Genomic DNA, 18,420 nt, shown 5'->3' with positions numbered 1-18,420 from the left:
AATAGATGATGTTGAAAGATCAGGATCGCATCTTTACCAATATCTACGGCCTCAAGGACAAGTCGCTGAAAGGCGCCATGAGCCGTGGTCAGTGGGACGGCACCAAGCAGATTCTCGAAAAGGGCCGGGACTGGATCATCGACGAGATGAAGGCGTCCGGCCTGCGCGGTCGCGGCGGCGCCGGCTTCCCCACCGGCCTGAAGTGGTCCTTCATGCCGAAGGAAAGCGACGGCCGCCCGCATTACCTCGTCGTCAATGCCGACGAATCGGAGCCCGGCACCTGCAAGGACCGCGAAATCATGCGCCACGATCCGCATACGCTGATCGAAGGCTGCGTCATCGCCTCCTTCGCCATGGGCGCCCATGCGGCCTATATCTATGTGCGCGGCGAGTACATGCGCGAGCGCGAGGCGCTTCAGGCGGCCATCGACGAATGCTATGACGCTGGCCTGCTCGGCAAGAACAACAAGCTCGGCTGGGACATGAACATTTACGTTCATCACGGCGCCGGCGCCTATATCTGCGGCGAAGAGACTGCGCTGCTCGAAAGCCTAGAAGGCAAGAAGGGCCAGCCGCGCCTGAAGCCGCCGTTCCCGGCCAATATGGGTCTCTACGGCTGCCCGACGACCGTCAACAACGTCGAATCCATCGCCGTTGCCCCGACCATCCTGCGCCGTGGCGCCGGCTGGTTCTCGGCCATCGGCCGCCCGAACAATGTCGGCACCAAGCTGTTCATGATCTCGGGTCATGTGAACAAGCCTTGCACGGTCGAGGAAGCCATGGGCATTTCCTTCCGTGAATTGATCGAGCGCCATGCCGGCGGCATTCGCGGCGGTTGGGACAACCTGCTGGCGGTCATCCCCGGCGGCGCGTCCTGCCCGGTGGTCAAGGCGGAGGACATCATCGATTGTCCGATGGATTTCGACGGCCTGCGCGAGGTGAAATCTTCCTTCGGAACGGCTGCGGTGATCGTCATGGATCGCTCGACCGACATCATCAAGGCAATTGCCCGCCTGGCGGCCTTCTTCAAGCATGAGAGCTGCGGCCAGTGCACGCCGTGCCGCGAAGGCACCGGCTGGATGTGGCGCGTCATGGAGCGCATGGTCAAGGGCAATGCCCAGAAGCGCGAAATCGACATGCTGTTCCAGGTCTCCAAGCAGATCGAAGGCCACACTATCTGCGCGCTCGGTGACGCGGCCGCCTGGCCGATCCAGGGTCTGATCCGCAATTTCCGTCCCGAAATGGAAAAGCGCATCGATGAATTCACCCGCAACGCGACGTCGCACGGCGCCGTGATGCAGGCCGCGGAGTAAGCCCGATGACCGGTCCCGCCGACAAGCACCAGAAGGGGGAGGGCGCTCCGGCCCACAAGGCTGCCGCACCCGTCAATCCGTTCCTGCATTCGGCGTCGGCCTTCGCGGCAGCGGCAGCGGCTGGCCTTGATTTCCAGCGCCAGCTCGCCAACACCATGCTCGGCTTCTTCGAGGCTGCGCTGGGCGGGGCGAGGAGCGAGACCAAGGCTCCGGCCGAAGCTGCGCCTGTTGTGAACAAGCCGGCCGAACCGGCCGTTACCCCCTTTGTCGAAGCGCCGGTGGTTGCCGCTGCTCCCGAACCGGTCGTCGAACCGGTGAGGGTCGCCAAGGCAACGATCTCCAAGGCACCCGTTGCCAAGGCCAAGCCGAAGGTCGTCGTGACCAAGGAACCGGCGGCAAAGCCCGCCGCGCCGAAGGCTCCGGTCCAACGCGCGGCTCCGGCTCCCGTGGTCGAGGCACCGGCCGCGCCGGTTCGCAAGGCGCGCGCCGTCAAGGACGACCTCAAGCAGCTTTCGGGCATCGGTCCTAAGCTGGAACAGGTGTTAAACGGCAAGGGCATTAATCGCTTCGCCGATATCGCGGCCTGGAGCGACGAGGATGTCAGGCGCATCGATGCCGAACTCGGCTTTGACGGCCGCATCGGCCGGGACGACTGGGTCGGGCAAGCAAAAGCCCTGACCGGCGGCCGCAAGGCTAAAAAGTGATTTTTCGCCCGTGACCGGGCGAGCAGAACGATGAAATGTGCGGCGTCCGCGCGAGTGGACGGAAACAGGACATAAGTACGATGGCGAAGCTAAAAGTAGACGGCAAAGAGATCGAGGTACCGGATCATTTCACGCTGCTTCAGGCGTGCGAGGAAGCCGGGGCCGAAGTTCCGCGCTTTTGTTTTCACGAGCGCTTGTCGGTCGCCGGCAATTGCCGCATGTGTCTGATCGAGGTCAAGGGCGGCCCGCCCAAGCCGGCTGCCTCCTGCGCCATGGGCGTGCGCGACGTGCGCGGCGGCCCGAACGGCGAATTGCCGGAAATCTTCACCAATACGCCGATGGTCAAGAAGGCCCGCGAAGGCGTGATGGAATTCCTGCTGATCAACCACCCGCTGGATTGTCCGATCTGCGACCAGGGCGGTGAATGCGACCTGCAGGACCAGGCCATGGCTTTTGGCATCGACACCTCGCGCTATCACGAAGACAAGCGCGCCGTCGAGGACAAGTATATCGGCCCGCTGGTCAAGACGGTGATGAACCGCTGCATCCACTGCACGCGCTGCGTCCGTTTCAGCACGGAAGTTGGCGGCGTTGCCGAACTCGGCCTGATCGGCCGCGGCGAGGATGCCGAAATCACCACCTATCTCGAACAGGCGATGACCTCCGAACTGCAGGGGAACGTCGTCGATCTTTGCCCGGTCGGCGCGCTGACCTCCAAGCCCTTCGCCTTCACTGCCCGTCCGTGGGAGCTGAACAAGACCGAATCCATTGACGTGATGGACGCGCTCGGCTCCGCCATCCGCGTCGATACGCGTGGCCGCGAAGTCATGCGCATCCTGCCCCGCGTCAACGAGGCGATCAACGAAGAGTGGATCTCCGACAAGACCCGCTTCATCTGGGACGGCCTCAAGACGCAACGCCTCGACCGGCCTTACGTTCGCCGTGACGGCCGTTTGCAGGCCGCGACCTGGGGCGAAGCCTTCGCCGCCATCAAGGCCGCCGTTTCAGCGACTTCCGGCAACAAGATCGGCGCCATCGCCGGCGATCTCGCTTCCGTCGAAGAGATGTATGCGCTCTCGGCGCTGATCAAGTCCCTCGGCTCGGAAAATCTCGATTGCCGTCAGGACGGTGCCGCGCTCGACCCGTCGCTCGGCCGCGCCAGCTACCTCTTTAATCCAACCATCGAAGGCATCGAAGCGGCTGACGCCCTGCTGATCGTCGGCGCCAACCCGCGCTACGAAGCCGCCGTTCTCAACGCCCGCATCCGCAAGCGCTGGCGTCGCGGCGGTTTCCCGATCGGCGTGATCGGCGAAGCCGGCGAACTGCGTTACGACTACGATTACCTCGGCGCCGGCACCGATACGCTCGCCGATCTTGCCGCCGGCAACCACTCCTTCATCGAGAAGCTGCGCGCCGCCAAGAACCCGCTGATCATTGTCGGCCAGGGCGCGCTTGCCCGTGCCGATGGCGCTGCCGTCCTGTCGCAGGTCGCAGCCCTTGCCGTTTCGGTCGGCGCGATCAGCGACGAGTGGAACGGTCTGGCCGTGCTGCACACCGCCGCCTCGCGCGTCGGCGGCCTCGACCTCGGCTTCGTGCCGGGCGCAAACGGCGTCGATGCGGCCGGCATGCTGGCCTCGATGGACGTGCTGTTCCTGCTCGGCGCCGACGAACTGGATTTCTCGGCCAAGGCCGCAAAATTCACCGTCTATATCGGCTCGCACGGCGATGCCGGCGCCCATGGCGCCGACGTCATCCTGCCGGGCGCTGCCTACACCGAAAAGTCCGGCACCTGGGTCAACACCGAAGGCCGCGTCCAGATGGGCAACCGCGCCGGCTTCGCGCCGGGCGATGCCCGCGAGGACTGGGCCATCCTGCGCGCCCTGTCGGATGTGCTCGGCAAGAAGCTTCCCTTTGATTCGTTGTCGCAATTGCGCGCGAAACTTTATGCCGATCACCCGCATTTTGGCGCGATCGACGAGATCGCACCGGCGGATTCGGCCGCAATTGCAGCCCTTGCGCAAAAAGGCGGGAACATTGCGAAATCCGGGTTTGCGTCGACCGTCAAAGACTTCTATTTGACGAACCCGATCGCGCGTGCGTCGGCCGTGATGGCCGAATGCTCGGCGCTCGCCCGCAACAATTTCAAAGTCGCGGCAGAGTAAGGGCAGGGACCATGGACTCTTTCGTATCTAATTATGTCTGGCCGACGGCGATCATGGTCGGACAGTCGCTGCTTCTGCTCGTCGCGCTGCTGCTTTTCATCGCCTATATCCTTCTCGCCGACCGCAAGATCTGGGCGGCCGTCCAGCTGCGACGCGGCCCGAACGTCGTCGGTCCCTGGGGTCTGTTCCAGTCCTTCGCCGACCTGTTGAAGTTCGTCTTCAAGGAGCCGATCATTCCGGCCGGCGCCAACAAGGGCGTGTTCCTGCTGGCCCCGCTCGTCGCGGTAACGCTGGCGCTCGCCACCTGGGCGGTGATCCCGCTCAACCAGGGCTGGGTGATCGCCAACATCAATGTCGGCATTCTCTACGTCTTCGCGATCTCGTCGCTCGAAGTCTACGGCATCATCATGGGCGGCTGGGCTTCGAACTCGAAGTATCCGTTCCTCGGCGCGCTGCGTTCGGCCGCGCAGATGGTGTCCTATGAAGTCTCGATCGGCTTCGTCATCGTCACCGTGCTGCTCTGCGTCGGCTCGCTGAACCTGACGGACATCGTGCTGGCCCAGAAGGACGGTCTCGGCACCATGCTCGGCCTGCCGTCGTCCTTCCTCGACTGGCATTGGCTGGCGCTGTTCCCGATGTTCGTCATCTTCTTCATTTCGGCGCTCGCCGAAACGAACCGCCCGCCTTTCGACCTTCCGGAAGCGGAATCGGAACTCGTCGCCGGCTTCATGGTGGAATATTCCTCCTCGCCCTACATGATGTTCATGCTCGGCGAATATGCCGCCATCGTGCTGATGTGCTCGCTGACGACGATCCTGTTCCTCGGTGGCTGGCTGCCGCCGCTCGATATCGCCGTCCTGAACTGGGTTCCGGGCATCATCTGGTTCGTGCTCAAGGCATCGATGGTGTTCTTCATGTTCGCGATGGTGAAGGCCTTCGTTCCGCGCTACCGCTACGACCAGCTGATGCGTCTCGGCTGGAAGGTCTTCCTGCCGATTTCTCTGGCGATGGTCGTCATCGTTGCATTCGTTCTGAAACTGACGGGGTGGGCATGATGACCGGCTCTATCGTTTCGGGAAAAGTTGGAGTCTAAGATGGCCAGCCTGTCTCAATCCATCAGTTCGCTGTTCCTCAAGGAGTTCGTCGGCGCCTTCTTCCTGTCGATGCGGTATTTCTTCCGGGCCAAGGCGACGGTGAACTACCCCTTCGAAAAGGGTCCGGTCAGCCCGCGCTTCCGCGGCGAACATGCACTGCGCCGTTATCCCAACGGCGAAGAGCGTTGCATCGCCTGCAAGCTGTGTGAGGCGATCTGTCCTGCTCAGGCGATCACCATCGAAGCCGGCCCGCGCCGCAACGACGGCACCCGCCGCACGGTGCGTTACGATATCGACATGGTGAAGTGCATCTATTGCGGCTTCTGCCAGGAAGCCTGCCCGGTCGATGCCATCGTCGAAGGCCCGAACTTCGAATTCGCGACGGAAACGCGCGAGGAGCTGTACTTCGACAAGGCGCGGCTGCTCGACAATGGCGACCGCTGGGAGCGCGAAATCGCGCGCAACATCGCGATGGACGCGCCGTATCGCTGATCTGATCCGAAGTCGCCGCGCCCCTAGCGGGATGCGGCGGCGCACGAACATTACGGAGCGCCGGCCACGGATGGTCGGCAAAACTTCAACGGGCCGGGACAAGACCGCGCCCGCAGAAGACGAAAAGGCACCAACATGGGTCTGCAGGCTCTCTTTTTCTATCTGTTCGCCTTCATCGCCGTTGGATCGGCGTTCATGGTGATCTCGGCACGGAACCCGGTTCACTCGGTTCTGTTCCTCATCCTCACCTTCTTCAATTCCGCCGGTCTGTTCCTGCTGACGGGAGCGGAGTTCCTGGCGATGATCCTGCTCGTCGTTTATGTCGGCGCCGTGGCGGTTCTTTTCCTTTTCGTCGTGATGATGCTCGATATCGATTTCGCCGAGCTGCGCTCGGGCGTGCTCGAATATGCGCCGGTCGGTGCCCTGATCGGTCTGATCCTGGCGGCTGAACTGGTGATCGTCATCGGCGGCAGCGTCGTCTCGCCGGAGATCGCCAAGACGGTGTCGATGCCGATCCCGGCGCTGGCCGAACGGACCAACACCGCCGCCCTCGGCGACGTTCTCTACACCCATTATGTCTATTTCTTCCAGATTGCCGGCCTCGTGCTTCTGGTCGCCATGATCGGCGCCATCGTGCTGACGCTGCGCCATCGCCAGAACATCAAGCGCCAGGATATTTCCCGTCAGGTCGCGCGTTCGCCGGAAACGGCGGTGCATGTGGTCAAGGTCAAGCCGGGGCAGGGCGTGTGAAGCGCGCGCGAGGCTGAGGATTTAAAAACATGGAAATCGGTCTTTCCCACTATCTTACCGTCAGTGCCATTCTCTTCACGCTCGGCGTGTTCGGCATCTTCCTGAACCGCAAGAACGTCATCGTCATCCTGATGTCGGTCGAATTGATCCTGCTTGCGGTCAACATCAACATGGTCGCGTTCTCCTCCTTCCTGAACGATATTACGGGTCAGGTTTTCGCGCTGTTCATCCTGACGGTCGCGGCGGCGGAAGCGGCGATCGGTCTTGCAATCCTCGTGGTCTTCTACCGTAACCGCGGCTCCATCGCCGTCGAAGACGTGAATATGATGAAGGGCTGATACGGCTATGATCCTTTATAAAGCGATCGTCTTTCTTCCTTTGATCGGCGCCCTCATCGCCGGCCTGTTCGGGCGCGCGATCGGCGCCAAGGCGTCGGAATACGTTACCACCGGCCTGATGATGCTTGTCGCGGTCCTGTCCTGGATCGTCTTCTTCCACGTCGCGCTTGGCCACGGCGAGGCCGGTGAAGTCATCAAGGTTCCCGTCCTGCGCTGGATCCAGTCCGGCGGCATCGATGTCGAATGGGCCTTCCGCGTCGATACGCTGACCGCAGTCATGTTTGTCGTCGTCAACACGGTGTCGAGCCTCGTGCATCTGTATTCGATCGGATACATGCATCACGATCCGCATCGTCCGCGCTTCTTCGCCTATCTGTCGCTGTTCACCTTCATGATGCTGATGCTCATCACGTCGGACAACCTGCTGCAGATGTTCTTCGGCTGGGAAGGTGTCGGTCTGGCCTCGTATCTGCTGATCGGCTTCTGGTTCAAGAAGCCCTCCGCGAACGCGGCCGCCATGAAGGCCTTCATCGTCAACCGCGTCGGCGACTTCGGCTTCATCCTCGGCATTGCCGGCGTCTTCGTGCTGTTCGGCTCGATCAATTTCGAGACGATCTTCGCCACCGCCGCCACCTACCTGCCGGCGGAAGGCGCTGCTGACGCCAATACGGCGGTCATCAACCTGTTCGGCATGCAGCTCGACAAGGCGCATGCGATCACCGGCGTCTGCCTGCTCTTGTTCATGGGCGCGATGGGCAAGTCGGCGCAGTTCCTGCTGCACACCTGGCTGCCGGACGCCATGGAAGGCCCGACCCCGGTTTCGGCGCTCATTCATGCCGCGACCATGGTCACCGCCGGCGTCTTCCTCGTTGCCCGCATGTCGCCGCTGTTCGAACTGTCGCATGACGCCCTGACGGTCGTCACCGTCATCGGCGCGATCACCGCCTTCTTCGCCGCCACCGTCGGTCTGGTGCAGAACGACATCAAGCGCGTCATCGCCTATTCGACCTGCTCGCAGCTCGGCTACATGTTCGTGGCACTCGGCGTCGGCGCCTATGGCGCGGCGATCTTCCACCTGTTCACGCACGCCTTCTTCAAGGCCCTGCTGTTCCTTGGCGCCGGCTCGGTCATCCATGCCGTCGACGGCGAGCAGGACATGCGGTACATGGGCGGGTTGCGCAAGCATATCCCGATCACCTTCTGGATGATGACCATCGGCACGCTGGCGCTGACCGGCGTCGGCATCCCCGGCACGATGATCGGCTTTGCCGGCTTCTTCTCCAAGGATGTTATCATCGAGTCCGCCTATGCCTCGCATTCGGCCGTCTCGGGCTTCGCTTTCACGCTGCTGGTCATCGCCGCGCTGTTCACCAGCTTCTATTCCTGGCGCCTGGCCTTCCTGACCTTCTTCGGCAAGCCGCGCGCTTCCCATGAAGTCATGCACCACGTCCATGAATCGCCGATGGTGATGCTCGTGCCGTTGTATGTCCTGGCTGTCGGTGCGGTTCTCGCCGGTGTCCTGTTCGAAGGCCATTTCTTCGGCCATGAATATGCCGAATTCTGGAAGGGCGCGCTGTTCACCCTGCCGGAAAACGAGATCCTCGAACACTTCCACCATGTGCCGCTCTGGGTTGAGCTCAGCCCGTTCATCGCCATGCTGGTCGGCTTCGTGACCGCCTGGTACATGTACATCAAGTCGCCGGAAACGCCGAAGGTTCTGGCTCGCCAGCACCGCGTGCTCTACGAATTCCTGCTCAACAAGTGGTACTTCGACGAGCTTTACGACCTGCTGTTCGTCCGTTCCGCCAAGGCGCTCGGCCGGTTCCTGTGGAAGAAGGGTGATGTCGGCGTGATCGATACCTACGGCCCGAACGGCATTGCCGCCCGCGTGGTTGACGTGACCAACCGCGTGGTCCGCCTGCAGACCGGTTACCTTTATCACTATGCTTTTGCGATGCTGATCGGCGTTGCGGCGCTTGTCACCTGGATGATGCTCGGGAGTTCCTTCTGATGACCGATTGGCCTATTCTTTCAACGGTCACCTTCCTGCCGCTGGTCGGCGTGCTGTTGCTGCTGATGGTACGCGACGACACGCCCTCGGGCCGGAAGAACGTGCTTAACATCGCGCTGTTCACGACGGTCTTCACCTTCATCGTCTCGCTGTTCATCTGGATCGGTTTCGACAATTCGAACCCGGGCTTCCAGATGGTCGAGAAGCATGACTGGCTCGGCACCGGCATTTCCTACCATGTCGGCGTCGACGGCATTTCCATGCTGTTCGTCATCCTGTCGACGCTCTTGATGCCCTTCTGCGTGCTGGCGAGCTGGCTCTCGGTCGAGAAGCGCATCAAGGACTACATGATCGCCTTCCTGATGCTGGAAGTGCTGATGGTCGGTGTGTTCGTGTCGCTCGACCTGGTGCTGTTCTACGTCTTCTTCGAAGGCGGCCTGATCCCGATGTTCCTGATCATCGGCGTCTGGGGCGGCAAGGATCGCGTCTACGCCTCCTACAAGTTCTTCCTTTATACGCTGCTCGGCTCGGTGCTGATGATGCTCGCCATCATGGCCATGTACTGGCAGGCCGGCACGACCGACATCACGCAGCTCTTGCAGTTCAAGTTCCCGGCCGGCATGCAGACCTGGCTGTGGCTCGCCTTCTTCGCCTCCTTTGCTGTAAAGATGCCGATGTGGCCGGTGCATACCTGGCTGCCGGATGCCCACGTCCAGGCACCGACCGCCGGTTCGGTCATTCTGGCCGGCATCCTCTTGAAGCTCGGCGGCTACGGCATGATCCGCTTCTCGCTGGCCATGTTCCCGCTGGCGTCGGCCCATTTCGCGCCGTTCGTCTTCACGCTCTCGGTCATCGCCATCATCTACACCTCGCTGGTGGCGCTGATGCAGGAGGACATGAAGAAGCTGATCGCCTATTCCTCCGTTGCCCACATGGGTTACGTGACCATGGGCATCTTCGCGGCCAACCAGCAGGGTGTGCAGGGTGCGCTGTTCCAGATGATTTCGCACGGCTTCGTCTCCGGTGCGCTCTTCCTCTGCGTTGGCGTCGTCTATGACCGCATGCATACCCGCGAGATCGCCGCTTACGGCGGCCTGGCCAGCAACATGCCGAAATATGCCGTCGCCTTCATGATCTTCACCATGGCCAATGTCGGCCTTCCGGGCACGTCGGGTTTCATCGGCGAATTCCTCACCCTGATCGGCGTCTTCCGCGCCAATACCTGGGTGGCGCTGTTTGCCGCGACCGGCGTCATCCTGTCGGCCAGCTATGCCCTGTGGCTCTATCGCCGCATGATCTTCGGCCCGCTCGACAAGGAAAGCCTCAAGGGGCTGCTCGATCTGTCGCCGCGCGAGAAGGCCATCCTTTATCCGTTGATCGCGCTGACCATCTTCTTCGGCGTCTATCCGGCTCCGATCTTCGACGCGACGGCGGCCTCGGTCGACCTGCTGGTCAACAATTATACGGCAGCCTTGCAGGCAGCGCACGACGTCGCGCTGACGCTCAAGTGAACAGGAATTTTTGAGACATGACTTCTGAACTCTTGCTTGCAAGTCTGCATCTCGCGACGCCGGAGCTGATCCTCGCCATCGGCGCGCTGGCGCTGCTGATGATCGGGGTATTCTCCGGCTCGAAATCCGCAGGCCCGGTCACGGGCCTCGCCATCCTGTTGCTGCTCGTCGCCGGCGCGTGGATCCTGATGGCCGGTTCGGAAGGGCTCGCTTTCGGCGGCGCCTTCATCGCCGATGGCTTTGCCCGCTTCCTCAAGGTCGTGGCGCTGATCGGCGCGGTGACCGCGATGATCATGAGCATGGGTCAGGCGCGTTCGGAGCATCTGAACCAATTCGAATTCCCGGTGCTGCTGGTGCTGGCGACCGTCGGCATGCTGCTGATGATCTCGGCCAACGACCTGATCTCCGCCTATCTGGCGCTGGAACTGCAGTCTCTGGCACTCTATGTCGTCGCCGCCATCAACCGCGACAACCTGCGCTCGACGGAGGCCGGCCTGAAATATTTCGTGCTCGGCGCCCTGTCCTCGGGCATGATGCTCTATGGCATGTCGCTGGTCTACGGCTTCACCGGCCATACCGGCTTTGCCGATATCGCTACCGCGCTTTCCGGCGAGCATCGTTCGCTCGGCCTGCTGTTCGGCCTCGTCTTCGTGCTGACCGGCTTTGCGTTCAAGATCTCGGCCGTGCCGTTCCACATGTGGACGCCGGACGTCTATGAAGGTGCGCCGACCCCGGTCACCGCCTTCTTCGCTGCCGCGCCGAAGATCGCCGCCATGGCCATGCTGGTGCGCATCGCCGCGACCGCCTTCGAGCCGATCATGGCCGACTGGCGCCAGATCATCACTTTCATCGCGCTCGCCTCGATGCTGCTTGGCGCCTTCGCCGCCATCGGCCAGCGAAACATCAAGCGCCTTATGGCCTATTCCTCCATCGGTCACATGGGTTATGCGCTGGTCGGTCTCGCCGCCGGCACCAAGACAGGCGTTTCCGGCGTCGTCATCTACATGACCATCTACATGGTCATGACGCTCGGCACCTTCGCCATCATCATGTCGATGCGCCGCAAGGATGGTGAAGTCACCGAAAACATCGACGATCTCGCCGGCCTGTCGACCACCAACCCGTTCATGGCCGTCGTGCTGACCGCGCTGATGTTCTCGCTGGCCGGCATTCCGCCGCTGGCAGGTTTCTTCGGGAAGTATTTCGTCTTCGTCGCCGCCATCGAAGCCAAGCTGTACGCGCTGGCCATCATCGGTGTGCTCGCTTCGGTCGTTGGTGCTTACTACTACCTGCGCGTCGTCAAGCTGATGTGGTTCGATGACGCCAAGGGCGAATTCGCCCCGCCCTCCGGCGCGCTGAAGCTGGTCTATGGCCTGTCGGGCCTGTTCGTTGCCGGCTACGTGCTGATCGGCGGCTCGATCGGCGCGGCGGCTGGTGCCGCGGCGGCCTCGTTCTTTTGATGGCGGACAGGCTGCATAGCCGCCGGTTTGACGAAGACATCCGGCACATTGCGCTTGGTGACGTCATCTCGACCAACACCGTCTGTTTCGACCATGCGCGGTCCGGCGATGCCGGGCCGCTTTGGATTACGGCACGCCGGCAGACCGGCGGGCGCGGGCGGCGCGGGCGTCCCTGGGTGTCCGAGGCCGGCAATCTCTATGCTTCGCTGCTGCTGACTGATCCCGGCCCGATGGAGGCTGTGCGCACCTTGCCGCTGGCCGTCGCCGTCGCCGTCCATGCCGCGATCAGCCGGGTGGTTCCCGCCAGCGGCCATCCTGTCGAGATCAAGTGGCCGAACGACGTACTGATCGGCCGCGCCAAGACCTGCGGCATTCTTCTCGAAAGCGAAACCACGCGCGACGGGCGGCTGGTGGTGGTGATCGGCATCGGCATCAACATGGTGGCGCGGCCGGATATGGCGCACTATCCCGTCACTTGCCTTGCCGAGCAGGGCGTGCATATCTCGCCGGAGGAATTGTTTGCGCATCTCTATGTCGAGATGAACCGGGCGCTGGCCGTCTGGAATGGCGGCGCTGGCGCGGCCGGGATCGTAGCGCGCTGGCGTGCGGCAGCCTGCGGCGTCGGCGAGCGCATAACCGTCAATTTGCCCGACCGTTCGCTCACCGGCCGATTTGCCGGCATCGACGATCAGGGCTATTTGATTTTGGAGACCGGGCGCGACGCGATGTCGATCGCAGCCGGTGATGTTTTCTTTGCATGAATGGAACGACCATGGCGACCAAGGATGAACTGGTATTTCTGCCGCTGGGAGGCGTGGGCGAGATCGGCATGAATCTCGCGCTGTACGGCTACGGACCGCCGTCCAACCGACAGTGGATCATGGTCGATTGCGGCGTCACCTTTCCGGGTCTCGACCTTCCAGGCGTCGATCTGGTGCTGCCCGATATCCGCTTCCTTGCCGAGGAGCGCCGTAACCTCAAGGCGATCATCATCACCCATGCTCATGAGGACCATTACGGCGGGTTGAACGACCTGTGGCCGGGCCTCAATGTGCCGGTCTATGCCTCAGCCTTCACCGCCGGCCTGCTGGAGGCAAAGCGCAAATACGAGGAATCGCGCGGCGATATCCCGGTGACGCCGTTCAAGGCGGGCGATGTCGTCAATATCGGTCCGTTCAGCGTCGAGGGCGTCGCCGTCAACCATTCTATTCCCGAGCCGATGTCGCTGGTGATCCGCACGCCGCTCGGCACGGTCGTGCATACCGGTGACTGGAAGATCGATCTGGCGCCCTCCATGGGGCCGCTCACCGACGAGGCCCGTTTCCGAGCCATCGGCGACGAGGGCGTGCTGGCGCTGATGTGTGATTCCACCAATGCGGTGCGCGACGGCATTTCGCCGTCCGAGCGCGAGGTCGAGGCAAGCCTGCGCTCGATCATCGAGACCGCCGAGGGTCGCGTGCTGGTCACCACCTTCTCCTCGAATGTCGGCCGCATCCGCTCGGTAGCGGAAGCGGCGCAGGCGGCTGGCCGCGAGGTGCTGCTGCTCGGCAGTTCGCTGAAGCGCGTCGTCGACGTCTCGCGCGAAATCGGCCTGCTCGACGGCATCCGGCCGTTCGTGTCGGAGGATCAGTACGCGACGATCCCGCGCAACAAGATTGTCGTCATCCTGACCGGCAGCCAGGGCGAGCCGCGCGCCGCACTTGCGAAACTGTCGCGCGAAGAGATGCGCAACGTCTCGCTCGCCGCCGGCGACATGGTGGTGTTTTCCTCGCGCGCCATTCCCGGCAATGAAAAGGGCATTCAGGACATCAAGAACGGCCTGATCGAGCAGGGCGTCAAGGTGGTCACCGATTCCGATGCGCTGGTGCATGTCTCCGGCCATCCGCGTCGCAGCGAGTTGCAGCAGATGTATGCCTGGATTCGGCCACAGATCCTTGTGCCCGTGCATGGCGAGGCGACGCATCTGACGGCGCAGGCCGAGCTCGGCTTCCAGTCCGGTATCGTCAACATTCCGCGGGTGCGCAACGGCGACGTTCTGCGCCTGGCGCCGGGCCCGGCCGAGGTCATCGACGAGGCGCCGCATGGCCGCATCTTCAAGGACGGCAAACTGATCGGCGATTTCGACGAGATGGGCGTCGGCGAGCGTCGCAAGATTTCCTATGTCGGCCATGTCGCCGTGAGCGTGCTGCTCGATAGCCGCTTCGATTTCGTCGGCGATCCCGAGGTGGTGCCGATTGGCCTGCCGGAATACGACATCGAGGGCGAGAACATGGAGGATACGCTCTACGACGCCGTCCTCGGCGCCGTCGAAAGCATCCCGCGGGCGCGGCGCAAGGATCTGGAGATGGTCAAGGAAGCGGTGCGCCGCGCCGTACGCTCGACCGCCAATGAGATGTGGGGCAAGAAGCCGGTTGTCACCGTCTTCCTGAACCGCATCTGACAGGAGAGAAACCATGCTGGGTCGGGTCAACCACATCGCCATCGCCGTGCCGGACATCGACAAGGCGACGGCCTCCTATCGCGACGTGCTCGGCGCCTCGGTCTCCGACAAGCAGCCCTTGCAGGAACATGGCGTGACGGTGGTGTTCGTCAACCTGCCGAACACCAAGGTGGAATTGCTGGAGCCGTTGGGCGCGGATTCGCCGATCGGCGCTTTCCTGACGCGCAACCCGGATGGCGGCATCCATCATATCTGCTACGAGGTCGACGATATCCTGGCGGCGCGCGACAAGCTGACCGCCGATGGCGCCCGCGTGCTCGGCAAGGGCGATCCGAAGATCGGTGCGCATGGCAAGCCGGTGCTTTTCCTGCATCCCAAGGATTTCTACGGAACCCTGATCGAGCTGGAACAGGTGTGACAATTCGGCCGGTTGCGGCCGGCCGGGCAGGGCGCTATGGCCTGCCCGTATCAACGGGACTGCAGCGGCGCCTGTCGCGGTTTGATCTGGAGCATTTTCGGTCGAAGCGTGGTCGCTTTGGCGTTGTAAAATGCGGCAAAAACAAAACGCCAGCACATTTCCGGTGAACGCCTGTTCGCCGGAAATGTGCTGGTCAGCGGAGCGTGAAGATGCAATTGTTTTCGATCTTTGCCATTTATTTCATCATTTGGTGGGTAACGCTGTTTGCCGTCCTTCCCTTTGGCATGCGCACACAGGCCGAGGAGAATTACGTCGTGCCCGGCACGCCGGAAAGCGCGCCAGCGCGCTTCCAGGCAAAGAAGGTGCTCCTGCTGACCACGCTGGTTGCGGCGCTGATCTATGGCGGCTGGTATCTCTGCACGGTGTATTTCGGCATCAGCATGGATTCGCTGCGCCTGCTGCCGAATTTCGAGCAGACGGGCCCGTCCGGCGTTGATTGAGCGCCGGAATCAACTGGCGACGATCGGTTGTAATTTTGTAACGATGGCGTGTTAGAGCATTCTTAGGAAAAGCGTGTCGAGGTTTCCCGTCCGGAATCTCTTGCACGGGTCCATGAAAGCAAAAAAAAACAAGGCCAAAGCCTTGTTTTTGAAGTTATCGCGTGATCTTCAACCGTTACCGGGGCTGCGAACGAGCGCGCCTAAGACCTAATCCTCCCAAGACTTTAACCGCGAAACGACAAGAATTTAATCTCCCTGCCTCTTTTCTGAGCCGAACCTAGCCCAAGGTTTGGGCTTTGTCACCCATTTTTTTGGCATTTTTGCTACAGTCGCGGATAATTTTTCTGTTGACAAATTTGTTGCGCAATTTCTTTGCTTTTCGCCTCAATTCCGCCTCGGAAATAGTGGTGCTGTGCGGCGCGAGACGCCGAGCGGCAGCCAAGCGGAGGGAAGGTATGACGAGCGGGTTTTCTTCCTCCGGCGAAGCGGCTAAGACATCTTCGGTCAAACCGTCGATCCACGATTGATTCCCGTTATTGCGAACCCGAATCCCATAGTTTGGAAGTTAAGCCGATGCGCCTTTCCCGCTTTTTCATGCCCATTCTGAAGGAAAACCCCAAGGAAGCGGAAATCGTTTCCCACCGGCTGATGCTGCGCACGGGCATGATCCGCCAGCAATCCCAGGGCATTTATAGCTGGCTGCCACTCGGCAAGAAGGTTCTCGACAAGGTCAATGCCATCATCCGCGAGGAGCAGAACCGCTCCGGCGCCATTGAGCTTCTGATGCCGACGCTGCAATCGGCCGAACTCTGGCAGGAGAGCGGCCGCTACGACGATTACGGCAAGGAAATGCTGCGCATCAAGGACCGCCAGGAGCGTCCGATGCTCTACGGCCCGACGAACGAGGAGATGATCACCGACATCTTCCGTTCCTATGTCAAGTCCTACAAGAACCTGCCGCTGAACCTCTATCACATCCAGCTCAAGTTCCGCGACGAGATCCGTCCGCGCTTCGGCACGATGCGCTCGCGCGAATTCCTGATGAAGGACGCCTATTCCTTCGACCTCACCAAGGAAGACGCGATCCACGCCTATAACCGCATGTTCGCGGCCTATCTGCGCACCTTCTCGCGCATGGGCCTGCGCGCCATTCCGATGCGCGCCGATACCGGCCCGATCGGCGGCAACCACAGCCACGAATTCATCATCCTCGCCGATACCGGCGAATCGGAAGTCTTCTGCCACCGCGATTTCGTCAATTTCGACATCCCGGCAGAGGACACCAACTTCGAGGATGTCGCCGGCATGCAGTCGATCTTCGACAAATGGACTTCGGTCTATGCGGCGACTTCGGAAATGCATGACGAGGCGGCCTTCGACGCCATACCCGAAGGCGAACGCCTTTCGGCGCGCGGCATCGAGGTTGGCCATATCTTCTATTTCGGCACCAAGTATTCCGAACCGATGGGCGCCAAGGTCCAGGGCCCCGACGGCAAGGAGCATCCTGTGCATATGGGCTCGTATGGTATCGGTCCGACCCGCCTTGTCCCCGCCATCATCGAAGCGTCCCATGATGAGAACGGTATCGTCTGGCCGGCCGCGGTCGCGCCCTTCGATGCCGTGTTGATCAACATGAAGGCGGGCGATGCGGTCTGCGACGATGCTTGCGAACGCCTCTACACGGCGCTTCGCAATGCCGGCAAGGATCCGCTCTACGACGATACCGACGACCGCGCCGGCACGAAATTCGCAACCGCCGACCTGATCGGCGTTCCGATGCAGGTGATCGCCGGTCCGCGCGGACTCGCCAACGGTGAGGTCGAGCTCAAGGATCGCAAGACCGGCGCGCGTGAAACGCTGACGGTGGAAGCCGCGCTGAACAGGCTCGTCGGCTGACGGAACGGGGAGTGGGCATGGCGGTGGACGCGGGTAAGCAGGAGACGGTCGCGCTCGGAAAGAGCAAGGCCGGACGGCCGTTCTCGGCCTTCGAGCGGGTCGTGGCATGGCGATATCTGCGCGCCAGGCGCAAGGAAGCCTTCATCTCTGTGATCGCGGGATTCTCCTTCCTCGGCATCATGCTGGGCGTGGCCACGCTGATCATCGTCATGGCGGTGATGAACGGGTTCCGCACCGAGCTGATCTCGCGCATCCTCGGCGTCAACGGTCACATGATCGTCCAGCCGATCGATTCGCCGCTGGAAAACTACGGCGCTTTGGCGAAGAAATTCTCGACCATCCCGGGCGTCACCATGGCGCTGCCGCTGGTCGAGGGCCAGACATTGGCCTCGGGCAAGGGCGGCGCCGGCACCGGCGCGCTGGTGCGCGGCATCCGCGCCGACGATCTCAAGGCCCTGAAGACGATTTCCGGCAATATCAAGAGCGGCAATATCGATGGCTTCGTTGCCGGTGACGGCGTGCTCGTCGGCTCGCGCATGGCCGCCCAGCTCGGGCTCACCGCCGGCGACCAGATCACGCTGATGTCGCCGGAAGGCGACGTGACGCCGATGGGGGTCAACCCGCGCATCAAGTCCTACACCGTCTCGGGTATCTTCGAGATCGGTATGTCGGAATATGACGCGTCGATGATCTATATGCCGCTCGAGGAAGCGCAGCTCTATTTCAACGCCGAAGGCATCGTGCAATCGATCGAGCTGTTCGTTTCCAATCCGGATGACGTGGACGAATTGCGGCCGAAAATCGAGGATGCGGCGGAGCGGCAGGTCTTCATCACCGACTGGCGACAGCGAAACCAGACCTTCTTCTCGGCCTTGCAGGTCGAACGCAACGTCATGTTCATGATCCTGACGCTGATCGTGCTGGTCGCGGCGCTGAACATCATCTCCGGGCTGATCATGCTGGTGAAGGACAAGGGCAGCGATATCGCCATCCTGCGCACCATGGGTGCGACCTCCGGGTCGATCATGCGCATCTTCTTCATGACGGGCGCGGCGATCGGCACGGCCGGCACCTTTGCCGGTGTGTTGCTCGGCGTCATCGTCTGTCTGAACATCGAATCGATCCGTCAATTCTTCTCCTGGGTCTCGGGCACGGTGCTGTTCGATCCCGAACTCTATTTCCTCAGCCAGTTGCCGGCGGACATGAATGTCGGCGAGACGGTCTCTGTGGTGGTGATGGCGCTGACGCTGTCGTTCATCGCGACCATCGTTCCCGCCTGGCGAGCCTCGCGGCTCGATCCGGTGCAGGCGCTGCGATACGAATAAGGAAAA

The 18,420-nt window shown here is 61.9% G+C and carries 17 protein-coding genes; 16 read left to right on the top strand and 1 reads right to left on the bottom strand.

What is annotated here, in order from left to right; all coding sequences use genetic code 11:
* The first annotated feature begins 8 nt into the window (after nt 1-8).
* From nuoF to P7F60_RS11835, 14 genes are all read left to right on the top strand, one after another.
* Nucleotides 9-1,313 (top strand): NADH-quinone oxidoreductase subunit NuoF, encoded by a 1,305-nt coding sequence (nuoF, locus tag P7F60_RS11900; protein ID WP_277918178.1) that lies wholly within the window; start codon nt 9-11, stop codon nt 1,311-1,313.
* 5 nt (nt 1,314-1,318) lie between these two features.
* Nucleotides 1,319-2,017 carry a 5' DNA nuclease gene (locus P7F60_RS11895; protein WP_277917938.1) on the top strand — a complete coding sequence of 233 codons (699 nt, stop codon included), beginning with the start codon at nt 1,319-1,321 and terminating at the stop codon, nt 2,015-2,017.
* Nucleotides 2,018-2,097: 80 nt separating this feature from the next.
* Nucleotides 2,098-4,179 (top strand): NADH-quinone oxidoreductase subunit NuoG, encoded by a 2,082-nt coding sequence (gene nuoG, locus P7F60_RS11890; protein WP_277917937.1) that lies wholly within the window; start codon nt 2,098-2,100, stop codon nt 4,177-4,179.
* Nucleotides 4,180-4,190: 11 nt separating this feature from the next.
* The gene (nuoH, locus tag P7F60_RS11885) at nt 4,191-5,234 is read left to right on the top strand and encodes an NADH-quinone oxidoreductase subunit NuoH (RefSeq protein ID WP_277917936.1); all 1,044 of its coding nucleotides are present in this window, start codon (nt 4,191-4,193) and stop codon (nt 5,232-5,234) included.
* 39 nt (nt 5,235-5,273) lie between these two features.
* On the top strand, nt 5,274-5,765 hold the full coding sequence (gene nuoI, locus P7F60_RS11880; protein WP_277917935.1) for an NADH-quinone oxidoreductase subunit NuoI: 492 nt from the start codon (nt 5,274-5,276) through the stop codon (nt 5,763-5,765).
* A 135-nt stretch (nt 5,766-5,900) separates the two neighbouring features.
* Nucleotides 5,901-6,515, top strand: a complete 615-nt coding sequence (locus P7F60_RS11875; protein ID WP_277917934.1) for an NADH-quinone oxidoreductase subunit J — start codon at nt 5,901-5,903, stop codon at nt 6,513-6,515.
* Nucleotides 6,516-6,544: 29 nt separating this feature from the next.
* The gene (gene nuoK, locus P7F60_RS11870; RefSeq protein ID WP_277917933.1) at nt 6,545-6,853 is read left to right on the top strand and encodes an NADH-quinone oxidoreductase subunit NuoK; all 309 of its coding nucleotides are present in this window, start codon (nt 6,545-6,547) and stop codon (nt 6,851-6,853) included.
* A 7-nt stretch (nt 6,854-6,860) separates the two neighbouring features.
* Nucleotides 6,861-8,864, top strand: a complete 2,004-nt coding sequence (gene nuoL / locus P7F60_RS11865) for an NADH-quinone oxidoreductase subunit L (RefSeq protein WP_277917932.1) — start codon at nt 6,861-6,863, stop codon at nt 8,862-8,864.
* Complete coding sequence (locus P7F60_RS11860) at nt 8,864-10,375, top strand: NADH-quinone oxidoreductase subunit M (protein ID WP_277917931.1); 1,512 nt, start codon at nt 8,864-8,866, stop codon at nt 10,373-10,375. The genes nuoL and P7F60_RS11860 overlap by 1 nt, the downstream gene beginning before the upstream one ends.
* A 17-nt stretch (nt 10,376-10,392) precedes the next feature.
* Nucleotides 10,393-11,835 (top strand): NADH-quinone oxidoreductase subunit NuoN, encoded by a 1,443-nt coding sequence (gene nuoN / locus P7F60_RS11855; protein ID WP_277917930.1) that lies wholly within the window; start codon nt 10,393-10,395, stop codon nt 11,833-11,835.
* A complete protein-coding gene (locus P7F60_RS11850) occupies nt 11,835-12,596 on the top strand; it encodes a biotin--[acetyl-CoA-carboxylase] ligase (RefSeq protein WP_277917929.1) in 762 nt (253 codons plus the stop codon). The genes nuoN and P7F60_RS11850 overlap by 1 nt, the downstream gene beginning before the upstream one ends.
* A gap of 11 nt (nt 12,597-12,607) precedes the next feature.
* On the top strand, nt 12,608-14,275 hold the full coding sequence (locus P7F60_RS11845; protein ID WP_277917928.1) for a ribonuclease J: 1,668 nt from the start codon (nt 12,608-12,610) through the stop codon (nt 14,273-14,275).
* Nucleotides 14,276-14,288: 13 nt separating this feature from the next.
* Nucleotides 14,289-14,693, top strand: coding sequence for a methylmalonyl-CoA epimerase (gene mce, locus P7F60_RS11840; protein ID WP_277917927.1), 405 nt, complete (start codon nt 14,289-14,291; stop codon nt 14,691-14,693).
* Nucleotides 14,694-14,902: 209 nt separating this feature from the next.
* Complete coding sequence (locus P7F60_RS11835) at nt 14,903-15,193, top strand: DUF1467 family protein (protein ID WP_277917926.1); 291 nt, start codon at nt 14,903-14,905, stop codon at nt 15,191-15,193.
* 277 nt (nt 15,194-15,470) lie between these two features.
* On the opposite strand, the gene P7F60_RS11830 is transcribed toward P7F60_RS11835, so the two are convergent.
* Nucleotides 15,471-15,701: a hypothetical protein gene (locus tag P7F60_RS11830; protein WP_277917925.1), complete on the bottom strand. Its 231-nt coding sequence runs from the start codon at nt 15,699-15,701 to the stop codon at nt 15,471-15,473.
* A 65-nt stretch (nt 15,702-15,766) separates the two neighbouring features.
* On the opposite strand from P7F60_RS11830, the gene proS reads away from it, so the two are divergent.
* Both proS and P7F60_RS11820 read left to right on the top strand, forming a co-directional pair.
* Complete coding sequence (gene proS / locus P7F60_RS11825) at nt 15,767-17,089, top strand: proline--tRNA ligase (RefSeq protein WP_277917924.1); 1,323 nt, start codon at nt 15,767-15,769, stop codon at nt 17,087-17,089.
* A gap of 17 nt (nt 17,090-17,106) precedes the next feature.
* The gene (locus tag P7F60_RS11820) at nt 17,107-18,414 is read left to right on the top strand and encodes a lipoprotein-releasing ABC transporter permease subunit (RefSeq protein WP_277917923.1); all 1,308 of its coding nucleotides are present in this window, start codon (nt 17,107-17,109) and stop codon (nt 18,412-18,414) included.
* Nucleotides 18,415-18,420: the final 6 nt, after the last annotated feature.

Origin of the sequence: Rhizobium sp. YJ-22, from assembly GCF_029601685.1 — a bacterium.
Lineage (GTDB): Bacteria > Pseudomonadota > Alphaproteobacteria > Rhizobiales > Rhizobiaceae > Metarhizobium.
Note: the sequence above shows the minus strand (reverse complement) of the source record. Positions and strands in the feature narration are given on the sequence as shown.

Bases quoted from the DNA above. Each gene is read 5' to 3' on its own strand.
- P7F60_RS11860 (WP_277917931.1), top strand. From the start codon at position 8,864: ATGACCGATTGGCCTATTCTTTCAACGGTCACCTTCCTGCCGCTGGTC.
- P7F60_RS11820 (WP_277917923.1), top strand. From the start codon at position 17,107: ATGGCGGTGGACGCGGGTAAGCAGGAGACGGTCGCGCTCGGAAAGAGC.
- nuoK (WP_277917933.1), top strand. From the start codon at position 6,545: ATGGAAATCGGTCTTTCCCACTATCTTACCGTCAGTGCCATTCTCTTC.
- nuoN (WP_277917930.1), top strand. From the start codon at position 10,393: ATGACTTCTGAACTCTTGCTTGCAAGTCTGCATCTCGCGACGCCGGAG.
- P7F60_RS11845 (WP_277917928.1), top strand. From the start codon at position 12,608: ATGGCGACCAAGGATGAACTGGTATTTCTGCCGCTGGGAGGCGTGGGC.
- nuoI (WP_277917935.1), top strand. From the start codon at position 5,274: ATGGCCAGCCTGTCTCAATCCATCAGTTCGCTGTTCCTCAAGGAGTTC.
- nuoG (WP_277917937.1), top strand. From the start codon at position 2,098: ATGGCGAAGCTAAAAGTAGACGGCAAAGAGATCGAGGTACCGGATCAT.
- P7F60_RS11895 (WP_277917938.1), top strand. From the start codon at position 1,319: ATGACCGGTCCCGCCGACAAGCACCAGAAGGGGGAGGGCGCTCCGGCC.
- nuoH (WP_277917936.1), top strand. From the start codon at position 4,191: ATGGACTCTTTCGTATCTAATTATGTCTGGCCGACGGCGATCATGGTC.
- nuoF (WP_277918178.1), top strand. From the start codon at position 9: ATGTTGAAAGATCAGGATCGCATCTTTACCAATATCTACGGCCTCAAG.
- P7F60_RS11850 (WP_277917929.1), top strand. From the start codon at position 11,835: ATGGCGGACAGGCTGCATAGCCGCCGGTTTGACGAAGACATCCGGCAC.
- proS (WP_277917924.1), top strand. From the start codon at position 15,767: ATGCGCCTTTCCCGCTTTTTCATGCCCATTCTGAAGGAAAACCCCAAG.
- nuoL (WP_277917932.1), top strand. From the start codon at position 6,861: ATGATCCTTTATAAAGCGATCGTCTTTCTTCCTTTGATCGGCGCCCTC.
- P7F60_RS11875 (WP_277917934.1), top strand. From the start codon at position 5,901: ATGGGTCTGCAGGCTCTCTTTTTCTATCTGTTCGCCTTCATCGCCGTT.
- P7F60_RS11835 (WP_277917926.1), top strand. From the start codon at position 14,903: ATGCAATTGTTTTCGATCTTTGCCATTTATTTCATCATTTGGTGGGTA.
- mce (WP_277917927.1), top strand. From the start codon at position 14,289: ATGCTGGGTCGGGTCAACCACATCGCCATCGCCGTGCCGGACATCGAC.